This window comes from Desulfitobacterium nosdiversum (assembly GCF_049860565.1).
GTDB classification, from domain to species: Bacteria; Bacillota; Desulfitobacteriia; order Desulfitobacteriales; family Desulfitobacteriaceae; genus Desulfitobacterium_A; species Desulfitobacterium_A nosdiversum.
In genome coordinates this window covers 3,814,368-3,832,551 of sequence record NZ_CP172056.1, presented here as the reverse complement: position 1 = coordinate 3,832,551, position 18,184 = coordinate 3,814,368, and the positions used below count along the sequence as shown (strand labels likewise).

Genomic DNA, 18,184 nt, shown 5'->3' with positions numbered 1-18,184 from the left:
CTTGCTTAAGATTAGGCAAGCCAAAGCAAAATAGAATTTAGAGTTTTGAGGTGATGTTATGAGCTTAGCAACGTTTTTTCAGCATTTGGCAAATGGAATATCTCTGGGGAGTCTCTATGCTTTGGTTGCCATCGGCTATACTCTGGTCTATGGGATTCTGAGGCTGATCAACTTTGCTCATGGTGATATTTTCATGATGGCCACGTATTTTTCGTTTTATGGAATCGCTATTTTTACCTTGCCCTGGTATTTATCCTTTATTATTGCTATTATTCTTACCGCAATTTTAGGATTTTTCTTAGAAGCAGGTGCCTATCGGCCTTTGCGTAATGCACCTAAGATTTCGCTCCTTATTTCAGCTATTGGCGCCTCCTATTTTCTTGAAAACTTAGCTACGGTGATCTTTGGCGGGCGTCCTAAATCCTTTCCTACGCCAAAGCTTTTTTCGGATATGATCAACATCCAGGGAGTCGCTATTCAAAAACTGACCTTCTATATTCCTGTTGTTACGATTATTTTTTTGGCCGGACTAATCTATCTTATTAACCATACAAAAAGCGGAATTGCCATGCGAGCTGTTGCGAAAGACCATGAGACAGCCGGCATTATGGGAGTCAATGTAAACCGAATCATTTCCTTGACCTTTGTTATTGGGTCTGCTTTAGCAGCAGTTGGCGGAATCATGTGGGGAATGAAATACCCCAGTATTCAACCTCTCATGGGGGTTATGCCTGGACTTAAAGCTTTTATAGCAGCTGTTATTGGCGGTATCGGCAATGTTAAAGGGGCTGTTATTGGCGGTTTCTTACTCGGGATTGCCGAGGTAATGCTGGTTGCTTTCCTGCCTGCTTTAACGGGGTATCGTGATGCCTTTGCCTTTATTTTGCTTATTGTCATTTTATTGGTTAAACCTACCGGCATTATCGGTGAAAAAATCGCGGAGAAGGTGTGAGTATGAAAAGAAATACGATTTTGACACTGATTATGCTAGCTCTTTTAGCTGTAGCTCTTTACTTTATCGATGAAAATGTAGATTCTTATAAAGTGAGAATTTTAAATCTCTGTGCTATATACGTTATCCTTGCCGTAAGTATGAATTTGATCAATGGCTTTACAGGTTTGTTCTCTCTTGGACATGCCGGCTTCATGGCAGTCGGCGCCTATGTAACAGCACTCTTGACCATGTCGAAGGCTGTTAAAGCGCAAAATTTCTTTATGGTACCTATCGCAAAACCTCTCGAAAATCTTCATACCTCGTTTTTAGCAGCTCTCCTTATTGCCGGAGTTCTTTCGGCAATTGTTGCATTCTTGATCGGAGCTCCTGTATTACGACTCAAAGGTGACTATTTAGCAATTGCAACTCTAGGTTTTGGCGAAATCATTCGCGTTATTTTTACAAATACACAAACTATTACAAACGGTTCTTTGGGATTAAAAGGAATTCCGAATACAACGAATCTCTATTGGTCTTTCGGCTTTTTAATCAACAGCAGCTATGGACGTGCTTTAAAGGCGATTCGAGAGGACGAAGTTGCAGCTCAAAGCATGGGGATTAACCTTTTTAACCATAAAGTTCTTTCCTTTATGATTGGCGCTTTTTTCGCAGGTATTGGGGGAGGGCTCCTTGGGAATTTATTAGGAACGATCGACCCGAATATGTTCCGTTTCTTCTTAACGTATAATATTCTCTTAATCATCATTCTTGGCGGAATGGGAAGTATTACCGGGTCAATCATCTCTGCTTTTATTATCACGATCGCAACAGAAGTTTTGCGTTTCCTTGATGATGGATTTAGCATAGGAAGTTTTTCGATACCGGGAATTACGGGTATGCGGATGGTCGTTTTCTCGGCGTTGTTAATGATTGTGGTTCTCTTCTTTACTCAAGGACTGATGGGAACCAAAGAGTTTACCTGGAATAAAATTTTCAATCGGTCAAGAAAGCCTCTCGCCAAAGGAGGTAGAAGCTAGTGGAACTTTTAAAAGCAGATAATGTATCCATGATTTTTGGCGGTTTGACAGCTGTTAAGGAATTTAATCTTACACTTAATCAGGGTGAGATTGTTGCTTTAATCGGCCCCAATGGAGCAGGTAAAACAACTGCTTTTAACATGATAACAGGGGTTTACCGCCCATCCATCGGTGAAATTATTTATGAAGGACAGAAGATTACAGGTTTGCGGCCAGATCAAATTACGGCTATGGGGATTGCCCGGACCTTTCAAAATATTCGTTTGTTCAAAGATCTGAGCGTTTTTGATAATGTACTCATCGCGAATCATCTTCACATCAAGTCCAATTTCCTTGAAGCGACGTTTAGACTCCCGCGTTATCGCAAAGAGGAAAAGGAGATGCGGGAAAAATCCCTCCATCTTCTTGAGAAAGTAGGCCTTGCCGATTTAAAAAATGAAAAAGCAAGCTCACTTCCCTATGGGAAACAGAGAAGATTGGAAATCGCACGGGCATTGGCTACGAATCCGAAGATACTTCTTCTTGATGAGCCTGCAGCAGGAATGAATCCTAAGGAAACAGAAGATTTAACTCATTTTATCAAGCAAATACGTGATGAATTTGACCTAACGATTTTCATGATTGAGCATCATATGCAAGTTGTAATGGGCATATCAGACAGAATTTATGTTTTTGACCATGGGGTAACGATTGCTGAAGGAACCCCTTATGAGATTCAGAATGACCAGAAGGTTATCGATGCTTATTTGGGGGTGGCAGAAGAAGATGCTTGAGATTAAAAATCTAGCGGTAGCCTACGGCGGAATTGAAGCGTTAAAAGGAATCAGCCTAGAGGTCGAGGAAGGTAAAATAGTCACCCTCGTTGGAGCAAACGGTGCCGGGAAAAGTACGATGCTTCGTACGATTGTAGGAATTGTTAAGCCTAAAAGTGGAACAATAACTTACAACGGAAAAAATCTTTTAGCTGAAAAAAGCCATAATATCGTTAAAACAGGGATAACTCTTGTACCGGAAGGACGGAGAATCTTTCCAGATCTAACCGTTTTTGAGAACTTAAAGATTGGAGCCTATACTCGAAAAGATGAGAAAGAGATTAAACATGACTATGAATGGGTGTTTTCTCTCTTTCCAAAGCTAAAAGAACGGGAATGGCAGCTTGCGGGTACTCTATCCGGCGGTGAGCAGCAAATGCTTGCTGTAGGCAGAGCCTTAATGTCAAAACCGAAGCTATTGATGATGGATGAACCGTCTTTAGGACTGGCACCATTGATTATTACCGATATTTTTAATATTATTAAAGAAATTAACAAGCTGGGTGTAACTATTCTGCTCATTGAACAGAATGCAAATGCAGCGTTGAAGATTGCTGATGTGGGCTATGTTATGGAGACGGGTCGGATTACCATGAAAGGGACTGGCCGTGAACTTTTAGCGAATGAAGAAATCCGCAAGGCTTATCTTGGGGAACAAGTTAAGAAGAAGTAAGAAATGTATTATTAAGCCGTTTGATTTTGGGGTTGATAAGCCTTAATCCACAGTACAAATCTCAGGTGAAGTCATAGCAATTCACCTGAGATTTTTCTTTAAAATAAAGGCTTTGAGCGAAATTATAGTCCAAATTCACATACGAATTCACACATATGTAATAAATTTATTACTGCTATGTGAATTGGGTTGTGAAATGCCCTGTGAATTACAATGTGAATTCAGCAGTTTCACGGGGATTATCAGAAAAATTGCATTAGTTTCTCAGTCCAACGGATTGGAATAGCAGAGAAACCCTTTAACTTTAAAGATATTATCTATTCAGTTAGTATCAAACATATTATGATATAATTGGTATATACATAAACAATTAAGTTTCTGCGTATTTGTAGGAAAATGTGAATTAAGAGTGAGGGATAATTAGCCCTATTAATTATAACAAAAATAGATAAAGGGTGTTTACAGAAGTTAGAGAAAATACTTTTGCATAAATTTTTGTGTGGTGAAGCTTTCGTGGATTTAAACCTTTTAATGAAAGAAACGATAAGAACCGGATGATGTAATTCTTATGATCTAATCATTCAGTTCTATTTATTAAGAGGTAAATGTAGTTTCCTTTTGATTATAGATGTGGAATAAAATTATGGGCCCAATGTTTCTAACCAATTTCCTAAATGTTCAAATAGCATTTTATCTAGCCCACTTATTTTATAGCTAATATTAATTCCGTGTTTATTTCTTATAGCCACATCGTTTTCGGAATCAATAAATAAATACTGTTGGATTAATTTATTATCGGTATTTGAGTAAGTTAAAAAAATGTGTATTACTCCGTTTGTAGGATTTGCTGGAGCAATCCGTGGATTATAAAAACTTATTATCCTTGAGTATTTATATTCACTTAGTATATCGAGAATTGTGTTAATATCGTTCTCATTATTTAATCTTAATTCCTTTGGAAATTTGAATTCAGTTGTAAACGTATCTGTTAATATATAGATTTCTTTTATATTGTTCTTGTTTATAATATCTTTTAAATCCAATGGACGGGCTAAATAGAAATAAGCAAAAACTAAGGATAAAACTACAAATACTATAGCAAAACCTTTTACTTTTCTTCCTATTTCAATTCCTAACAAGTTATTCACCCTCTTCCCCCTAAGTATGATGTCATTTTTTAATACTAGTCCTAAGAAAAGAAACTTTGAGTTGTTTAGCTTATTTTAATTTATAATATTTTAACATACTTGGTGACTATAGGAGGAAAGTAAATATTCTGGATAAGCCCCCTAAAATAATTTAGGAGGCTTAATGATATTTACTCAACTTTCGCACCGCGAAATCATGCTGTAACCCAGGCCATAACTGGGTTGGAACAAAATAATATTGTACATTGACAGAAAAACACCTTTCGAATTGGTAAAATGGAAGTGACCAAACCACCATCAATCCAAAACAGAAAGGTGCGTACTTCAATGTTACAACACAACTCTCTGCCTGAACAGCATCAAAATCAACTTTCTTTCGTTTTTTCTACTCTCAAGATTGGTCAAATTTTGCGAAAAGCTGGAATCCGCAAGACTTATGGGATTTCGAGCCTTGCTGTATTCCAGATCATCTTTCAGTTAGTCTTCCAAGGTCGAAATCTCTTTCGACTGCTAGAAAGTAATCGGGGTGAGTCCCTTCCAGGTAAAGATGTTATCTATCGATTTCTCAATGAATCCAGCTATAACTGGAGGCGTTTCTATCAACTCTTGAGCCTCAAGGTTGTTGCGCGGTTTGAAAGCCTCACCTCCTCACATCGTATCCGCGTTTTTATCGTCGACGATTCTGTCATGTGCCGAGAACGCAGCAGAAAGGTTGAACTTTTAGCCCGTATTTATGATCATGTCTCAGGCCGCTTTATTCGCGGATATAACATGTTAACGCTGGGCTGGTCCGATGGCTATAGCTTTGCGCCCCTCGATTTTACCTTGATGAGTTCAGCCAAGGCCAAAAACCGTCTTTGTGAAATGCGGGAAGACTTGGACAAACGCACGACAGGCTACAAACGACGTGTGGAATCCATGAGCCACAAACCGGACGCTGTCGTACAAATGCTTGAACGCTCTCTAAAGGCTGGCTTCTCAGCGGATTACGTCCTCATGGATAGTTGGTTTACTCATGCACCACTGCTTCAAATGCTCATGGATAAGGGACTTCACGTCATTGGAATGGTCAAGGAACTCAAACAACGTTATATTCTTGAGGAACAGTCCTTAAGTTTGCGTGAGCTGTATGCCAAAGTCCCTAAAAACGCGAAAGCAGAAATTCTAGGTTCAGTTCGCGTTCAAACGCCTAATGGTTTACCCCTTAAAATTGTCTTCGTCCAGAATCGCAATAATCGGAGAGAATGGTTGGCTATTCTAACAACAGATCTGGCTTTAGATAATGCTGAAATCGTGAGGATTTACGGTATGCGTTGGAGTATTGAGACCTTTTTCAAAATGGCTAAGTCTCACTTGAAATTGGGCACTGAATTCCAAGGACGGTCCTTCGACATGATGATCAGCCATACAACCATTGTCTTTTCCCGTTATCTCATCCTAGAATGGGAACGACGAGAGAACAATGATGAACGCTCCCTTGGAGGATTATTCTATCTTTTCGCCGATGAAGTCATAGACTTAAACTTAAAAACGGCATTACGTCAGTTAATGGCCTTTGTTCTCGACCTTTTAACCAATAAATCAGAGAGCAAAGAATCTTTACTTAGTCAATTACAGAAATGGATGAGCGAATTGCCCAGTTATATCAAGGCTTTATTCGCACAACCGGGGTGCGAAAGTTGAGATATTTAAAATTAGATTGAAGAAAACTTAGTATATTCGTTTGGAGACCAATACCTGAAATCTTCATTGTAAGGCAAATCATACATATACTGATATGCTTTATAGTCAAGATTATAATAGTTAGGAGTGTAATAGACTTGAAGAGGATCTGTTTTATAAGTTCCTGAAGACATTAAAGCTTGGAAGTAAACATAATGGTTGAACTTTACGTAATCAATAGATCCAATAGCTCTTGTTACATAAACATAAGAATTAGATGATGAATCCCAGATTTCAATACTAGTATATTTTCTATACTTGTCTTCAATTAAGCTTGCTTGCCAGAAATCATCATAATTTGCCGGGTAAGGGGTGAAATCACTTATACTAGGGAAAAACAGCTTAAGAACTACATATTGTGTTCCATAATATTTATCAATAACTTCATCAAGTAGAAATTCTCCAACATCTGAAATAGTACTTGTTATATATGATTTTGTCGCTGTTCCATTCTTAACTTTTAGCATTTCTGTGGTTTGAGTAAATTCCCAAACTTCATCACAATAGTTATAGCCGGCATACCCAGAATAATAATTTGTAGATATTCTTGAACTTGTTGAAGCTATACTCATTTTACCAGAATTAGTAGTACTCGTTTGTTTTTTAGGAGTATAAATATTAATTTCTGAGGGCATCCCCTCCGTTATAGCAGCCTTATCTGCCAAATTTCTAAGATCTTTAGCCATTTCAGGATTAATATCGTAATTTTTGATAACCTGATCTAATTCTTTAGCGTTTAATAAGTTAACTTTTAAAGTTTTAACACTTAAAAAGGACGATTCATTGACTTTTAGTAACTTATCATATTCCTTATCTTCAGCCAATAAATTTGTATCTTCGATTTGATAAAGGTTATCATTTATTTTTTTTATCTTAACATTACCTGAAGGATCTGCTTGAGAATTAGTAGAAGAAACTTTAAATTCACCATGTCCCATATTTATTACAGACATCTCATTATTATTAATAGGTATATTTGCATTTTCCGCAATAAAATTAGAATTATTAGGCATTGCACTAGTATAATTAACATTTGTACCTAGAAACAATAAGGTGCACATTAAAAGAGTCGTAAATATTTTTTTCATATTATCCGCTCCTCGTATAATAATATTTGTTCCTAGCTCCTCGAGTCCTTTAGATGAGAGCGGGGAGCTTTTAAATTGAACCCGTTTTGAATGGAAATTCCTTTAAGCAATAAGGTACGCGCAGTATAACACATACCCTATGCAGTCGTCGAAGGTGTGCGGGGCGTGCCGTTGTGGGAAAGCTCTTTTAAGACTACCCCAAATAGCTTTTCCACATTAAGGCACACACGCATGTCTTACTTTCAGACTCTTAATCTCAAAAAAGTATTTAATTTTGCTGGTTTTACAGGCACAATGAAACCGTAAGGTTACATTCTGGGAAGGTATTCCACTCCTTGAGGCTTGACCTCTTCTAAAGTCTGCCCCCCAGCCCATATCTTAAGCTTTTAACGCGAAGGTTGCGCAACTTGATGGTCCTCCTTTCGAGAGTAGCAGGTCGTTTGGATCAAAGGTTCCTACAAGAAAGTGCTGATTCGGCGAGGTTGTTGAACAGCTGTGGTGCCTGGTGCCCAGCAGTAATATTTACATATTTCCACTAGAAAGTGAGGTGATTGTTATGAGTTTATTTGTTGGCATTGATGTCAGTTCTAAAGATTTTAAAGTAAAAGTGATGAATGATCAGGGCGATGAAGTTTCCAAGCGTTTTCATGCTTCTAATGATCGTCTAGGGGTACAATCTCTAGCTTCATACCTAGTTAATGCTTGTAAGACCCATTCCGAAGATCGCCTTGTTGTTGGGATGGAGGCTACTTCTGTCTACAGCTGGCATATCCAGATGTTTTTGCCCGAAGAACCAAGCCTCGCTCCCTTTAATCCTCAAATTTATTCGTTCAATCCTAAAATCGTGAGCAAGTTTAAAGAATTCTATTTGGATTTACCTAAAAACGATTGGGTTGATGCTTGGGTTATTGCAGATCGTTTACGGTTTGGGCGTCTTCCGGAAAATTGCCAAGTTGATTTTCGCTTCCTACCCCTTCAGAGATTAACCCGCTTTCGCTGTCACTTAGTAGAAAACATCACCCGAGAAAAAAATTACTTCTTAACGAACTTGTTTTTGAAATATAGTACTTTAGCTCAAGGCAAGGTCTTTAGCAACACGTTTGGGGCTACTTCTGAATCCCTTATTCTTGAGTTTTTATCTCCTGAGGAAGTTGCGGCTCGACCGCTTGATGAATTAATTGAGTTCCTCGTGGACAAAGGAAAAAGCAAGTTTAAGGATCCAGAAGGGACGGCCACTGTACTTAGAGAAGCAGCTCGCAAGGCCCATCGTTTCCGGGGTAATTTACTTCAACCCGTTAATCTGATTCTAGCGACAAGCTTCGAAACCCTTAGAACTTTACAACTCAGACTCAAGAAAATTGATAAGGCAATTGAAGCTGAGTTTGAACATTTTCCTAACACCCTCTCGTCTTTTCCGGGAGTTGGTCCGGTCTGTACCGCTGGTATTATTGCTAAAATTGCTGATATTCGGCGTTTCCCTAATGAAGCTGCTTTAGCTAAATATGCAGGTCTAACTTGGAAAACTCATCAATCAGGTGTTTTTACAGCCGATGACATCCCTTTAAGCAACTCGGGTAACCGCTACCTCCGGTCTTATTTTGTTCAAGCAGCTAATATGGTTAGGTTGAACGAGCCAGAGTACAAAGCTTTCTACTCTCGTAAATTCAAGGAAAGTAAAACCCATCATCATCGCCGAGCTTTAGTGCTCACTGCACGTAAACTCTTACGTATGGTTGATGCTCTGCTATGCACTAACCAAATCTACCAACCGAAAGGCAACTGGGGAGAATAGCTGTTAAATAGTCCAGAAGCGTAAATTCCACTTTTGTAACTTGTTTCTACATTATCTTGGAAATGGGTAGATTTTTTTGCCTTTTTTAGGGCAACTGGCTACTAGAAAAGATTGACCATATTATTTATGGTCTTGACATATTACGGAAGTACTTCTTTACTAAATTCAATAAATTTTTATACATTCATATATTCCATCACTCCCTTTTATAAAAATAAAAAGTCCTCAACAAATAAGAGTAAAATCTGTTAAAATAAGGTACAATCAAGCGAAAAAATAATTTTAATGAAATAAGAATAAAAGGGGGTATTTAGTATTGAATATTGGCTCTTTATCAATATTCGAGGTCTTATATCGAGAAAATTATAATAAAGTGTATAGAACTGTATTTTTCTATACGCGAGATAAATATATTACGGAGGAAGCTGTTCAACAGGCTTTTATAATAGCTTTCGGTAAAATAGAAAATCTTACGGAAAAAGATAAATTTGCTTCTTGGGTAACAGTAATTGCTCTTAATGAAGCTAAACATATATTAAAAAAACAATCGAAAGCGAAGATAATTCCACTAACTGAAAAATATTTATCGGATAAGGCCGGGTCAGACATTCTAACTGTTGAGATTAAGACTGACATTAATAATATTTTTAAAAAGTTAAAGCCCCAGGAAGCAGAAATTCTTATACTTAAATATTATGTAGATTTAACATTAGAGGAGATTTCCTCAATTATGAATATAAGCATTGCTAATGTTAAAGTGAGATTGCATAGAGCTAAAGAAAGTTTTAGAAAAGTCGTGGATTCTATTTCTAATTATGAGCAGGGAGGTGAACAATAATGGCTTTATCAGAACCTGAATTAGAAGAGTATATTTCGCAGGAAGTGGCTAAGGAATTAAATAATATAGACGTTCCTAATATAGATGAACAATGGACTAAATTTAAGAAACAACTTCAATCAGAACAGGATATATCTAAAAGAAAAGTTCATCTTTATAAAAGTAACTATAAAAAAATAACTTGGGTAGCAGTAATTATTATTATAATAGGTTGTACAATGCTGATTAAGCCAATAAACACGGAAGCTTTTGGTGAAAAATTTGTTCAGCTCTATAACTATGTGGTAGGAAAGACCACTAAAAACCAAACGCGAAATTATCAACACCCTCCTAATTCTAATGTGCCGGTTATTCAGGATCGGGGCACGACAGTTGAAAAAGAAGTATCTCTTGAAGAAGCTCAATCTATGGTTTCATATAAATTGGCTTTGCCAACTTATTTGCCGAAAAATACAAAGGAACAACAGATTTTAGTAAGCTCTATTGGCGATAATACTCAAAAGATTACCATTATATATACTTTGAATGGGAATAGTCTTGTATTGGAAGAAAGGAACGCTGGTAGGGCTGCTTCAAGTGGAATTCTCTACGATACTGACGATACAGTTAATAAAGATATAACAATAAATGGTTATACAGGTACTTTATTTACTAATAAAAACGGTTTTAATAAGGTCAATTGGGAGATAAGAGGAGTAGTTCTACAACTATCTGGAAAAGTTGTCGAAGAAGAAATTATAAAAATTGCCAACTCAATAAATTAGAAAAAGCCACGGACATTGAACTGCACCCCCAAAGTTAGACAGTATGATATACTAAAATAACTTTGGGGGTGTTTTCATGCCAAAAGGAACTCCATTTTCGGGAGAATTTAAACAAAAAGTAATAGAAGATATGCAAACAAATAGGCTAAGTTATCGTGAAACGGCTAAGAAATACGATCTACCAAACCATGAACCCATAAGAAAATGGGAGCGAATTTATTTGACGGAAGGCGTTGAGGGGCTTTATATAGACCGCCGGGGTCGCAAAAGCGCAGGAAGACCTGTGAAGCTCGGCAAAAAAGTTGAGGAAGACTTAATTGCTGAAGTCCAACGTCTGCGGGCGGAGAACGATTACCTAAAAAAATTGAATGCCTTGGTTTCCGAGAGGGTACAGCGAGAGAAAAGACACAAGTCGTGACGGAACTGAGGCAGAAACATAAGCTCGATGTACTCCTCGTCGTAGCCAAGCTTCCGCGCGCTACGTATTATTACAATCTTAAGCAACTATCAGTTTCGGATAAATACACCGAAGTTAAAGAACAAATAACCTCGATTTATACTGAAAACAAAGGTAGATTTGGTTATCGGAGAATTACCATGGAACTGCGCAATCGCGGTAATATCGTCAATCACAAGACCGTTCAGCGTCTGATGAAAGCACTGGGCATTACCTGCCATGTTAGGATGAAGAAATATCACTCTTATAAGGGTGAAGTGGGCAAGGTAGCGCCGAATCTTCTGGAACGTGACTTTGAGGCGGAGAAGCCAAACTTGAAATGGGTTACTGATGTCACAGAGTTCAGCCTGTTTGGTCAGAAACTCTATCTGTCCCCAATTCTAGATTTGTGCAGCAGAGATATCGTCAGTTACACCATTTCGGATAGGCCGGTTTTGTCCATGGTAACGAGCATGCTGGGCAAAGCGTTTTCAGCAATTCCGGACAGCACAAACCTTATTCTCCACTCGGATCAGGGCTGGCAGTACCAACATAAGGTGTATCAGCGAATGTTGGAAGTGAAGGGCATTCGGCAAAGCATGAGCCGAAAGGGCAACTGTCTGGATAATGCCGTGATAGAAAACTTCTTTGGCCTACTTAAAAGTGAACTTCTGTATCTACAGAAATTTGAATCGATGGACCATTTTAAAAATGAACTCATCGACTATCTCGATTACTACAATAATCGCCGTATCAAAGTAAAGCTAAAGGGTTTGCCGCCTGCTTTACACAGACAGCAAACCCTCTTGGCTGCTTAATAAAATACTCGTCTAACTTTTTGGGGTCACTTCACTTCACATCCGTGGCTTTTTCTAATTTATTTCTTAAGGGATATAGAGAGCAGAGGAATAAGACAATCCTTGTTCACTAATACCTCCATCGATAGAGGTATGTTCGCCAACCACACGGTAATAATAGCCCCCCGTTACCCCTAGTAGTTTTGCACCCGATATGTAGGAAGATGAATATTTGGTGAATTTATACGTACTTATCGTATACCAACTTCCATTATCTAGATATTGAAGATTTAAATTTACACCGATTTGACCAACTGGATATGCAGTAGAAGTATAGCCTAAAACCACAGGTGAATTTACGGCTCCATTTATAAAGATAAAAAAATTCTTTAAGTTTGAATTCGTAAGGATTTAAGGATATTTCTGATTTCTCGTTTGATAATACCGGTAATCTAACTTCCAAATGCTAACTTTGGATAATTGAAAAAGCACGAAACCGCGGAAGGTTAGCACAACTGCTATGGGGATTGAATATCTAATCTTCCTTTTTATTTTTTAAGGGACTTGAAGAATTCTCTATTACTAATGCATCAGAACAGCTTTATTTAGGCTCAAATGGATATAGTTTCCTCCTCCCCATAACAGGGCACTTTTTAAAATAAAAATGTAGTTAGACAGCAGTAGGGGGAAATTTTCCTAAATTAAGAAATCGTTTGTTTTTTTCAGATCCACAGTTAGGGCATTTTAATATATCTATTCCTGTTAGCTTTTGGATGAGATCAAGTGTAGAGGATTTTTTTCTGGTTAATAGGGGTGTATGAGTAAGTTGTTTGCATATTTTCAGTTGGGTATTCTTGTTACGATTACCAAGAAAGCCGTAGTGCCTAATTTTCATAAAGCCATTCGGTAGAATATGAATAAGAAATCTTCGGATAAACTTCTCGGCGGAGATTGTCATTACCTTTTGCTTACTATTATCCTTGTAATCCCGCCATTTGAAAGTAACCTTATCTTTTTCAATATTAATAATGCGTTTATTAGATATAGCTACTCGGTGAGTATATCTACCCAGGTATTCAACAACACAAGCGGCATTTTTAAATGGCGGCTTACAATAAACAACCCACTCTTTTTCATAGACAGAAGAGAGTAGCTTTTCGAATTCCATTTTGTTCGTGAGATATGCCTAACTGCCCTGGAATTCAAGTTTATTTTGGTCGAATAGTTGTTTTAGATAATAAAGGAATTTATCTCTAAACTTTCGGGATAGGACTTTAACCGGGATGAAGAATTTTTTTCTGCTGTTAACCCATTTTTCGAGAGAAGATAATCCGCCTCCAGGTACTATACAGCGAATATGTGAGTGATGCATGAGATTTTGTCCCCAAGTATGCAGAACCGATGTAAAGCCTATCTTTGTGCGGAGATATTTTTTGTCAGAGGCTAATTCGGTAAGAGTTTCAGCAACGGCCTTAAATAAAAGAGTATAAACAGCTTTTTGATTTTGATAAATCATTAAATTGAGAGTATCAGGGATCGTGAATACCACATGGAACTATCCAATGTTGAGCAAATTGCTTTTCTGATTTTCAATCCAACGTTCTTTGGAAGGAGCTTGGCATTTAGGGCAGTGCCGGTTGCGGCAAGAGTTGTAAGAAATTCGAGTATGCCCACAACTGTCACAAACTTCCTTGTGGCCGCCTAACAGTGATGTTCTGCATTTTTGAATTGCAGACATTGCTTTATGTTTAACGAGAGTGAGCTTATGGTTATTTCGATAGTCTTTGCCGTATTTTAGAAAGACATCTTGAACTTCAGCCATTAGCCTTCTCTGATTCAGCTAACTGATCTAGAGGACTCTTAACGTTGAGCGATTCAATCTTAAGCAAATGCAAATAATAGCATGTCGAGTTGATATCTGAGTGCCCGAGCAACTGCTTGATGTGATAAATACTAGCACGTGATTCCAGCAAGTGAGTGATGAAACTGTGCCTTAGACTATGAACTGTAACGTTTTTGGTGATTTTGGCTCTGTCGACATGTTTATGAAAAAGATTTTGAATAGTTCTATGTTTAATGTGTGTATCGGGATTATTTCTGCTGTAAAATAGCCATTCTTTAGGGCGGTAGGCTTTCCAGTATGTTCTGAGGATATCTAGATTAGATTGTGAAAGCAGAGCATATCGATCTTTGCTGCCTCTAGCATTGCGAATGAACAACTGCATTTTGCGGCTATCAATATTTGAAACTTTAAGGAAGCCACCTCACTAAGGCGAAGCCCTGCACCATAGAAAGTCATAAGGATACATTTATCTCTCAAGTTGTCGCAGGCATTAAAACATACTGGATATTCTTGTCTCCAGGGCTGAGCCGTAAAGATTTCAGGGAATTTACGCTGCCTACGATGGCGCGGGATTTGTTTGAGATTTAACTTAGTGTTTAAAGTTACACCATACAAAAAGCGGAGGTAGCTGTTGTATGTGTTTATCGATCCGGGAGCAAGCTTTTTCTCTGTTGAGAGAAAATGGAGAAACTGTCTAATATCCTCTTCGCCAAGCTTGGTTGCGGGCTTATTAAAGTAATTTTGAAATATTTTTACTTTGATAGGGTATAGATCCTGGGTGTGCTTGCTTAAACCTCTGAGTTTCACATCGAATTGTAGCTTCGATAAAACCTCTTCTTTGGTCATAAATGAAAAACATCTCCGTTAAATGAACTCTCTAATATTTTAAAGGAGATGTGTATTGTCTTTAATAAGTTACAGCGATATTTAATTAAGAAAGTGAAAGATAAACTTTGTGAACCACTGCGCCAGCAGTTTAGTGCTTTTCTTAAAATGTGAAAAGCAAATTTAATTAAAAAATTTTGACATAAGCAAAGAGGAAGAACTAGGTCTGTTCCTCCTCTTTGAGCTTCTTAACACATTATAACCCTATGCGGTTGAGCAAGAAACCGCCTAGTTTTTTCATGAGGGGAAGACCCACTTTACGAACTAAGGGGAGACCAACTCTTCTGGCTAAGGGTATACCGACATTCCTTGCTAATGGAGGTCCTAAACGACGAGCAAGGGGGGGACCTACACGCTTGGCTATAGGGGGGCCGTATTCTTTAACGAGGGCTGGCCCATATTTCTTTATGAGTTGAATCCCGTGTTCCTTTAGAGGACGGATTAGATCTACAGACCTGACAGAAGACGACGATGATGGCTTATTGGAAAAGGATAAAGGAGTAGGGGTTTTATATGGAGTCGGGGGGGATGAACTTGAAGAAGATGGGATTGATTGGGGGACAGGAGATAATGGTTTGAGATTTATGGGTAAGGAGTAAGGAGGTATAGAAGAGGGAGCAGGCATTGCAACTGGGGCAGAAGAGGGGGCTTGAGCTGGAGCTGGAGCAGCAGGAGTAATAGGAGAAGATGGTGTTGTAGGCGATGAAGAATGAGAAGAATAGGGCTGGGCTGAAGGTTTCGAAAAAGGGCTTAATTGAGAAGGAGAGGATTGGGGTAAAGGATTTCTGTAAGATGGGGGATAGCTCAATGGAGAATTCGCTTGTTTATTTAAATGGGAATAGCCCGTAAAAGGTAGCATCTGTATTCCCTCCTTTATTGAGAAGAGTTCTAATGCAAAATATTCAATAGTTCAGGAATATGTTACCATCCAAGGGAGGGATACCCAAGAAATTACCAATATAATGATGTTAAGTTTTCTTTAACTTTTGCTGTAAAAGGATTTTATTAAAAAACGGTGATATTACCCAAGGCAATACCACCGTTTAGAGGAATAAAACTAAATTACAGTTTGAAGAGCATTTCGGAATACGTTGGAATTGGCCATAGGTTAGCATCAACGATTCCTTCTAATTGATCTGCAGCCTGACGAACTTCTCCCATCGTGGTGAAGACTTGATCGCGATAGAATACAGCTTGCGCATAAGCATCTGTGACTTCTTGTGCCTGCTTAGTAACAGTTTGTAATTTATCAATATTTTGTTTAAGAGCGGAGATAAGGGAAGAAGCTTCTTTAAGAAGATCAGTTTGAGCAGAAACTTCTGCTTCGGCATAAGCGGCTTTTACGGTATTGATGGATTTGGCCAAGTTTGTTGCATATTTAATGGCAGCGGGTAAGATCTGTCTTTGAGCCATATCAAGAGTTGTCAGAGCTTCGATGTTAATCGATTTAGAATATTGCTCGAGGTCGATCTCATAACGGGAGTGAAGTTCTGTTTCGTTCAGAACACCATGTTTTTCATAAAGTTTAATGGTTTTTTCTTTAAGAAGAGTAGGAATAGCTTCTACGGTTGAACGTAAATGGGGAAGACCGCGACGCTCAGCTTCTTCAATCCATTCTTCAGAATAGCCGTTACCATCAAAGAGGATGCGAGCATGGTTTGTAGCGATTTCCTTAAGAAGAGCTTTGAGATCAGCATTGAAATCTTGAGCTTTTTCTAAACGATCTGCGATTAAGGATACAGTTTCGGCGACAATCGTGTTTAATACGACGTTCGGACCTGAAATGGAGAGGGAAGATGGAACCATCCGGAACTCAAATTTATTACCGGTAAATGCAAACGGAGAGGTACGATTACGGTCTGTTGAATCTTTAGGAAGGGTAGGAAGTGTGCTGACACCGATTTCAAGCTGGCCGCCTTGGATAGAACTCTTAGGACCGCCATTTCTCAATTGTTTCATGATATCGGAGAGTTGGTCGCCAAGGAAGATTGAGATGATAGCCGGAGGAGCTTCGTTAGCTCCGAGACGATGGTCATTTCCTGTATTAGATGCAGAAAGTCTGAGCAACTCGGAGTATTCATCAACGGCTTTAATTACCGCACAAAGGAAGGTAAGAAATTGGGCATTTTGATGAGGAGTTTTTCCAGGCTCGAGGAGATTGATTCCGTTATCAGTGCTGATGGACCAGTTATTATGTTTTCCGGATCCATTTACGCCGGCAAACGGTTTTTCATGGAGCAGGCAAACTAGACCGTGACGAACAGCAACTTTCTGCAGAGTTTCCATGATAAGCTGATTATGGTCGGTTGCAATATTTGTTGTTGTAAAAATAGGAGCGATTTCATATTGTCCAGGTGCAACTTCTTTATGTTGGGTTTTAGCGGGAATTCCCAGTTTCCACAACTCAACATTGACATCTTGCATGTAGGCAGCGATACGCTCGCTGATACTTCCGAAGTAATGATCTTCCAATTCTTGGCCTTTTGGAGCCGGAGCACCAAAGAGAGTACGCCCGGTAAGGATTAAATCTGTTCTTTCTAAATAGAAGGATTTGTCGATCAAGAAATATTCTTGTTCCGGTCCAACAGTTGAGATAACACGGTTGCTTTCAGTATTTCCGAATAAGCGTAAGAGTCGGATTGCTTGTTTAGAAAGTGCTTCCATGGAACGAAGTAAAGGGGTTTTTCTGTCAAGGGCTTCACCCGTATAGGAGCAAAAAGCGGTAGGAATGCAGAGTGTAACTACTCCGGCATCTTCACGTACAAATGCAGGTGAAGTGCAGTCCCAAGCTGTGTAACCGCGTGCTTCAAACGTAGAACGAATTCCGCCGTTCGGGAAAGAAGAAGCATCAGGTTCGCCTTTAATTAATTCTTTTCCGGAGAATTCCATGATGACTTTGCCATCTTTTGTAGGAGAAATAAATGCATCATGCTTTTCAGCGGTAACACCAGTCAATGGTTGGAACCAATGAGTAAAGTGAGTAGCGCCTTTTTCGATAGCCCAGTCTTTCATGGCGTTGGCAACAACGTCGGCAACTGCCGGGTCAAGAGTTGATCCTTCATCGATCGTTTTTCTTAACGCTTTGTACGTGTTCTTAGGTAAGCATTCTTTCATTATTGCGTCATTAAAGACATTTGCACCGAAGATTTCCATTTTGTTATCCCTTCCTTATGTTTTTTCTTAATTTCCCTAAAAAAAGAAAAAAGACCCTCCAAGATGGCCTTTAAATTAAAAAAGCCATTTTAAAGAGCGCCTTTGCTCTACCATATTGGTAATAAAGTAACATATTATGAAGCAGATATCAAGGTTAAATAGTGATGTATACAGGATTACGGCTGAAATCAAGGTGTATTTTATTAACTTGTCTTTTTAGGTTTTAATTAGAGGGTATTTTACAGAATATTTATCTTTTTTT

Annotated in this window: 14 protein-coding genes and 2 pseudogenes; 10 read left to right on the top strand and 6 right to left on the bottom strand. The window is 38.5% G+C overall.

Going from position 1 to position 18,184, the window contains the following annotated elements; translation table 11 throughout:
• Positions 1–58 precede the first annotated feature (58 nt).
• From ACHOLT_RS18710 to ACHOLT_RS18695, 4 genes are read left to right on the top strand one after another with little or no spacing between them, the layout of a single operon-like run.
• Positions 59–952: a branched-chain amino acid ABC transporter permease gene (locus ACHOLT_RS18710; RefSeq protein WP_425803752.1), complete on the top strand. Its 894-nt coding sequence runs from the start codon at positions 59–61 to the stop codon at positions 950–952.
• A 32-nt stretch (positions 953–984) separates the two neighbouring features.
• Positions 985–1,971, top strand: a complete 987-nt coding sequence (locus ACHOLT_RS18705) for a branched-chain amino acid ABC transporter permease (protein WP_425808167.1) — start codon at positions 985–987, stop codon at positions 1,969–1,971.
• A complete protein-coding gene (locus ACHOLT_RS18700) occupies positions 1,971–2,744 on the top strand; it encodes an ABC transporter ATP-binding protein (RefSeq protein ID WP_425803749.1) in 774 nt (257 codons plus the stop codon). Before ACHOLT_RS18705 ends, ACHOLT_RS18700 begins: the two co-directional genes overlap by 1 nt.
• On the top strand, positions 2,737–3,456 hold the full coding sequence (locus tag ACHOLT_RS18695; protein ID WP_425803747.1) for an ABC transporter ATP-binding protein: 720 nt from the start codon (positions 2,737–2,739) through the stop codon (positions 3,454–3,456). Before ACHOLT_RS18700 ends, ACHOLT_RS18695 begins: the two co-directional genes overlap by 8 nt.
• Positions 3,457–4,097: 641 nt before the next feature.
• Here the strand turns inward: ACHOLT_RS18695 and ACHOLT_RS18690 are convergent.
• Positions 4,098–4,604 (bottom strand): hypothetical protein, encoded by a 507-nt coding sequence (locus ACHOLT_RS18690; RefSeq protein WP_425803744.1) that lies wholly within the window; start codon positions 4,602–4,604, stop codon positions 4,098–4,100.
• 327 nt (positions 4,605–4,931) lie between these two features.
• Between ACHOLT_RS18690 and ACHOLT_RS18685 the strand changes: the two genes are divergently transcribed.
• Positions 4,932–6,287 (top strand): IS4 family transposase, encoded by a 1,356-nt coding sequence (locus ACHOLT_RS18685; RefSeq protein WP_425803741.1) that lies wholly within the window; start codon positions 4,932–4,934, stop codon positions 6,285–6,287.
• An 11-nt stretch (positions 6,288–6,298) separates the two neighbouring features.
• Here ACHOLT_RS18685 and ACHOLT_RS18680 read toward each other — a convergent pair whose 3' ends face one another.
• The gene (locus ACHOLT_RS18680) at positions 6,299–7,414 is read right to left on the bottom strand and encodes a hypothetical protein (RefSeq protein ID WP_425803739.1); all 1,116 of its coding nucleotides are present in this window, start codon (positions 7,412–7,414) and stop codon (positions 6,299–6,301) included.
• Between the two features lie 556 nt (positions 7,415–7,970).
• On the opposite strand from ACHOLT_RS18680, the gene ACHOLT_RS18675 reads away from it, so the two are divergent.
• The 5 genes from ACHOLT_RS18675 (at position 7,971) to ACHOLT_RS18655 (ending at position 12,062) form a co-directional block, all read left to right on the top strand.
• Positions 7,971–9,206, top strand: a complete 1,236-nt coding sequence (locus ACHOLT_RS18675; RefSeq protein WP_425803737.1) for an IS110 family transposase — start codon at positions 7,971–7,973, stop codon at positions 9,204–9,206.
• Positions 9,207–9,522: 316 nt separating this feature from the next.
• Positions 9,523–10,044 (top strand): RNA polymerase sigma factor, encoded by a 522-nt coding sequence (locus ACHOLT_RS18670; protein ID WP_425803734.1) that lies wholly within the window; start codon positions 9,523–9,525, stop codon positions 10,042–10,044.
• Positions 10,044–10,808, top strand: coding sequence for a DUF4367 domain-containing protein (locus ACHOLT_RS18665; protein WP_425803732.1), 765 nt, complete (start codon positions 10,044–10,046; stop codon positions 10,806–10,808). The genes ACHOLT_RS18670 and ACHOLT_RS18665 overlap by 1 nt, the downstream gene beginning before the upstream one ends.
• 76 nt (positions 10,809–10,884) lie before the next feature.
• Entirely contained in the window at positions 10,885–11,226 is a 342-nt protein-coding gene (locus ACHOLT_RS18660) for a transposase (RefSeq protein WP_425800489.1), read from the top strand.
• Positions 11,223–12,062, top strand: a complete 840-nt coding sequence (locus ACHOLT_RS18655) for an IS3 family transposase (protein ID WP_425800491.1) — start codon at positions 11,223–11,225, stop codon at positions 12,060–12,062. The genes ACHOLT_RS18660 and ACHOLT_RS18655 overlap by 4 nt, the downstream gene beginning before the upstream one ends.
• 66 nt (positions 12,063–12,128) lie before the next feature.
• Here ACHOLT_RS18655 and ACHOLT_RS18650 read toward each other — a convergent pair whose 3' ends face one another.
• The 4 genes and pseudogenes from ACHOLT_RS18650 to ACHOLT_RS18635 form a co-directional block, all read right to left on the bottom strand.
• Positions 12,129–12,389 (bottom strand): hypothetical protein, encoded by a 261-nt coding sequence (locus tag ACHOLT_RS18650; protein WP_425803729.1) that lies wholly within the window; start codon positions 12,387–12,389, stop codon positions 12,129–12,131.
• A gap of 322 nt (positions 12,390–12,711) precedes the next feature.
• Positions 12,712–13,863, bottom strand: a pseudogene (locus ACHOLT_RS18645) (IS91 family transposase).
• Positions 13,856–14,730 (bottom strand): annotated as a pseudogene (locus ACHOLT_RS18640) (tyrosine-type recombinase/integrase). Before ACHOLT_RS18640 ends, ACHOLT_RS18645 begins: the two co-directional pseudogenes overlap by 8 nt.
• Positions 14,731–15,831: 1,101 nt before the next feature.
• Positions 15,832–17,922: a glutamine synthetase III gene (locus ACHOLT_RS18635; RefSeq protein WP_425803727.1), complete on the bottom strand. Its 2,091-nt coding sequence runs from the start codon at positions 17,920–17,922 to the stop codon at positions 15,832–15,834.
• Positions 17,923–18,184: the final 262 nt, after the last annotated feature.

Coding starts and splice junctions, on each gene's coding strand:
- ACHOLT_RS18685 (WP_425803741.1), top strand. CDS start 4,932: ATGTTACAACACAACTCTCTGCCTGAACAGCATCAAAATCAACTTTCT.
- ACHOLT_RS18665 (WP_425803732.1), top strand. CDS start 10,044: ATGGCTTTATCAGAACCTGAATTAGAAGAGTATATTTCGCAGGAAGTG.
- ACHOLT_RS18695 (WP_425803747.1), top strand. CDS start 2,737: ATGCTTGAGATTAAAAATCTAGCGGTAGCCTACGGCGGAATTGAAGCG.
- ACHOLT_RS18710 (WP_425803752.1), top strand. CDS start 59: ATGAGCTTAGCAACGTTTTTTCAGCATTTGGCAAATGGAATATCTCTG.
- ACHOLT_RS18635 (WP_425803727.1), bottom strand. CDS start 17,922: ATGGAAATCTTCGGTGCAAATGTCTTTAATGACGCAATAATGAAAGAA.
- ACHOLT_RS18680 (WP_425803739.1), bottom strand. CDS start 7,414: ATGAAAAAAATATTTACGACTCTTTTAATGTGCACCTTATTGTTTCTA.
- ACHOLT_RS18705 (WP_425808167.1), top strand. CDS start 985: ATGCTAGCTCTTTTAGCTGTAGCTCTTTACTTTATCGATGAAAATGTA.
- ACHOLT_RS18675 (WP_425803737.1), top strand. CDS start 7,971: ATGAGTTTATTTGTTGGCATTGATGTCAGTTCTAAAGATTTTAAAGTA.
- ACHOLT_RS18660 (WP_425800489.1), top strand. CDS start 10,885: ATGCCAAAAGGAACTCCATTTTCGGGAGAATTTAAACAAAAAGTAATA.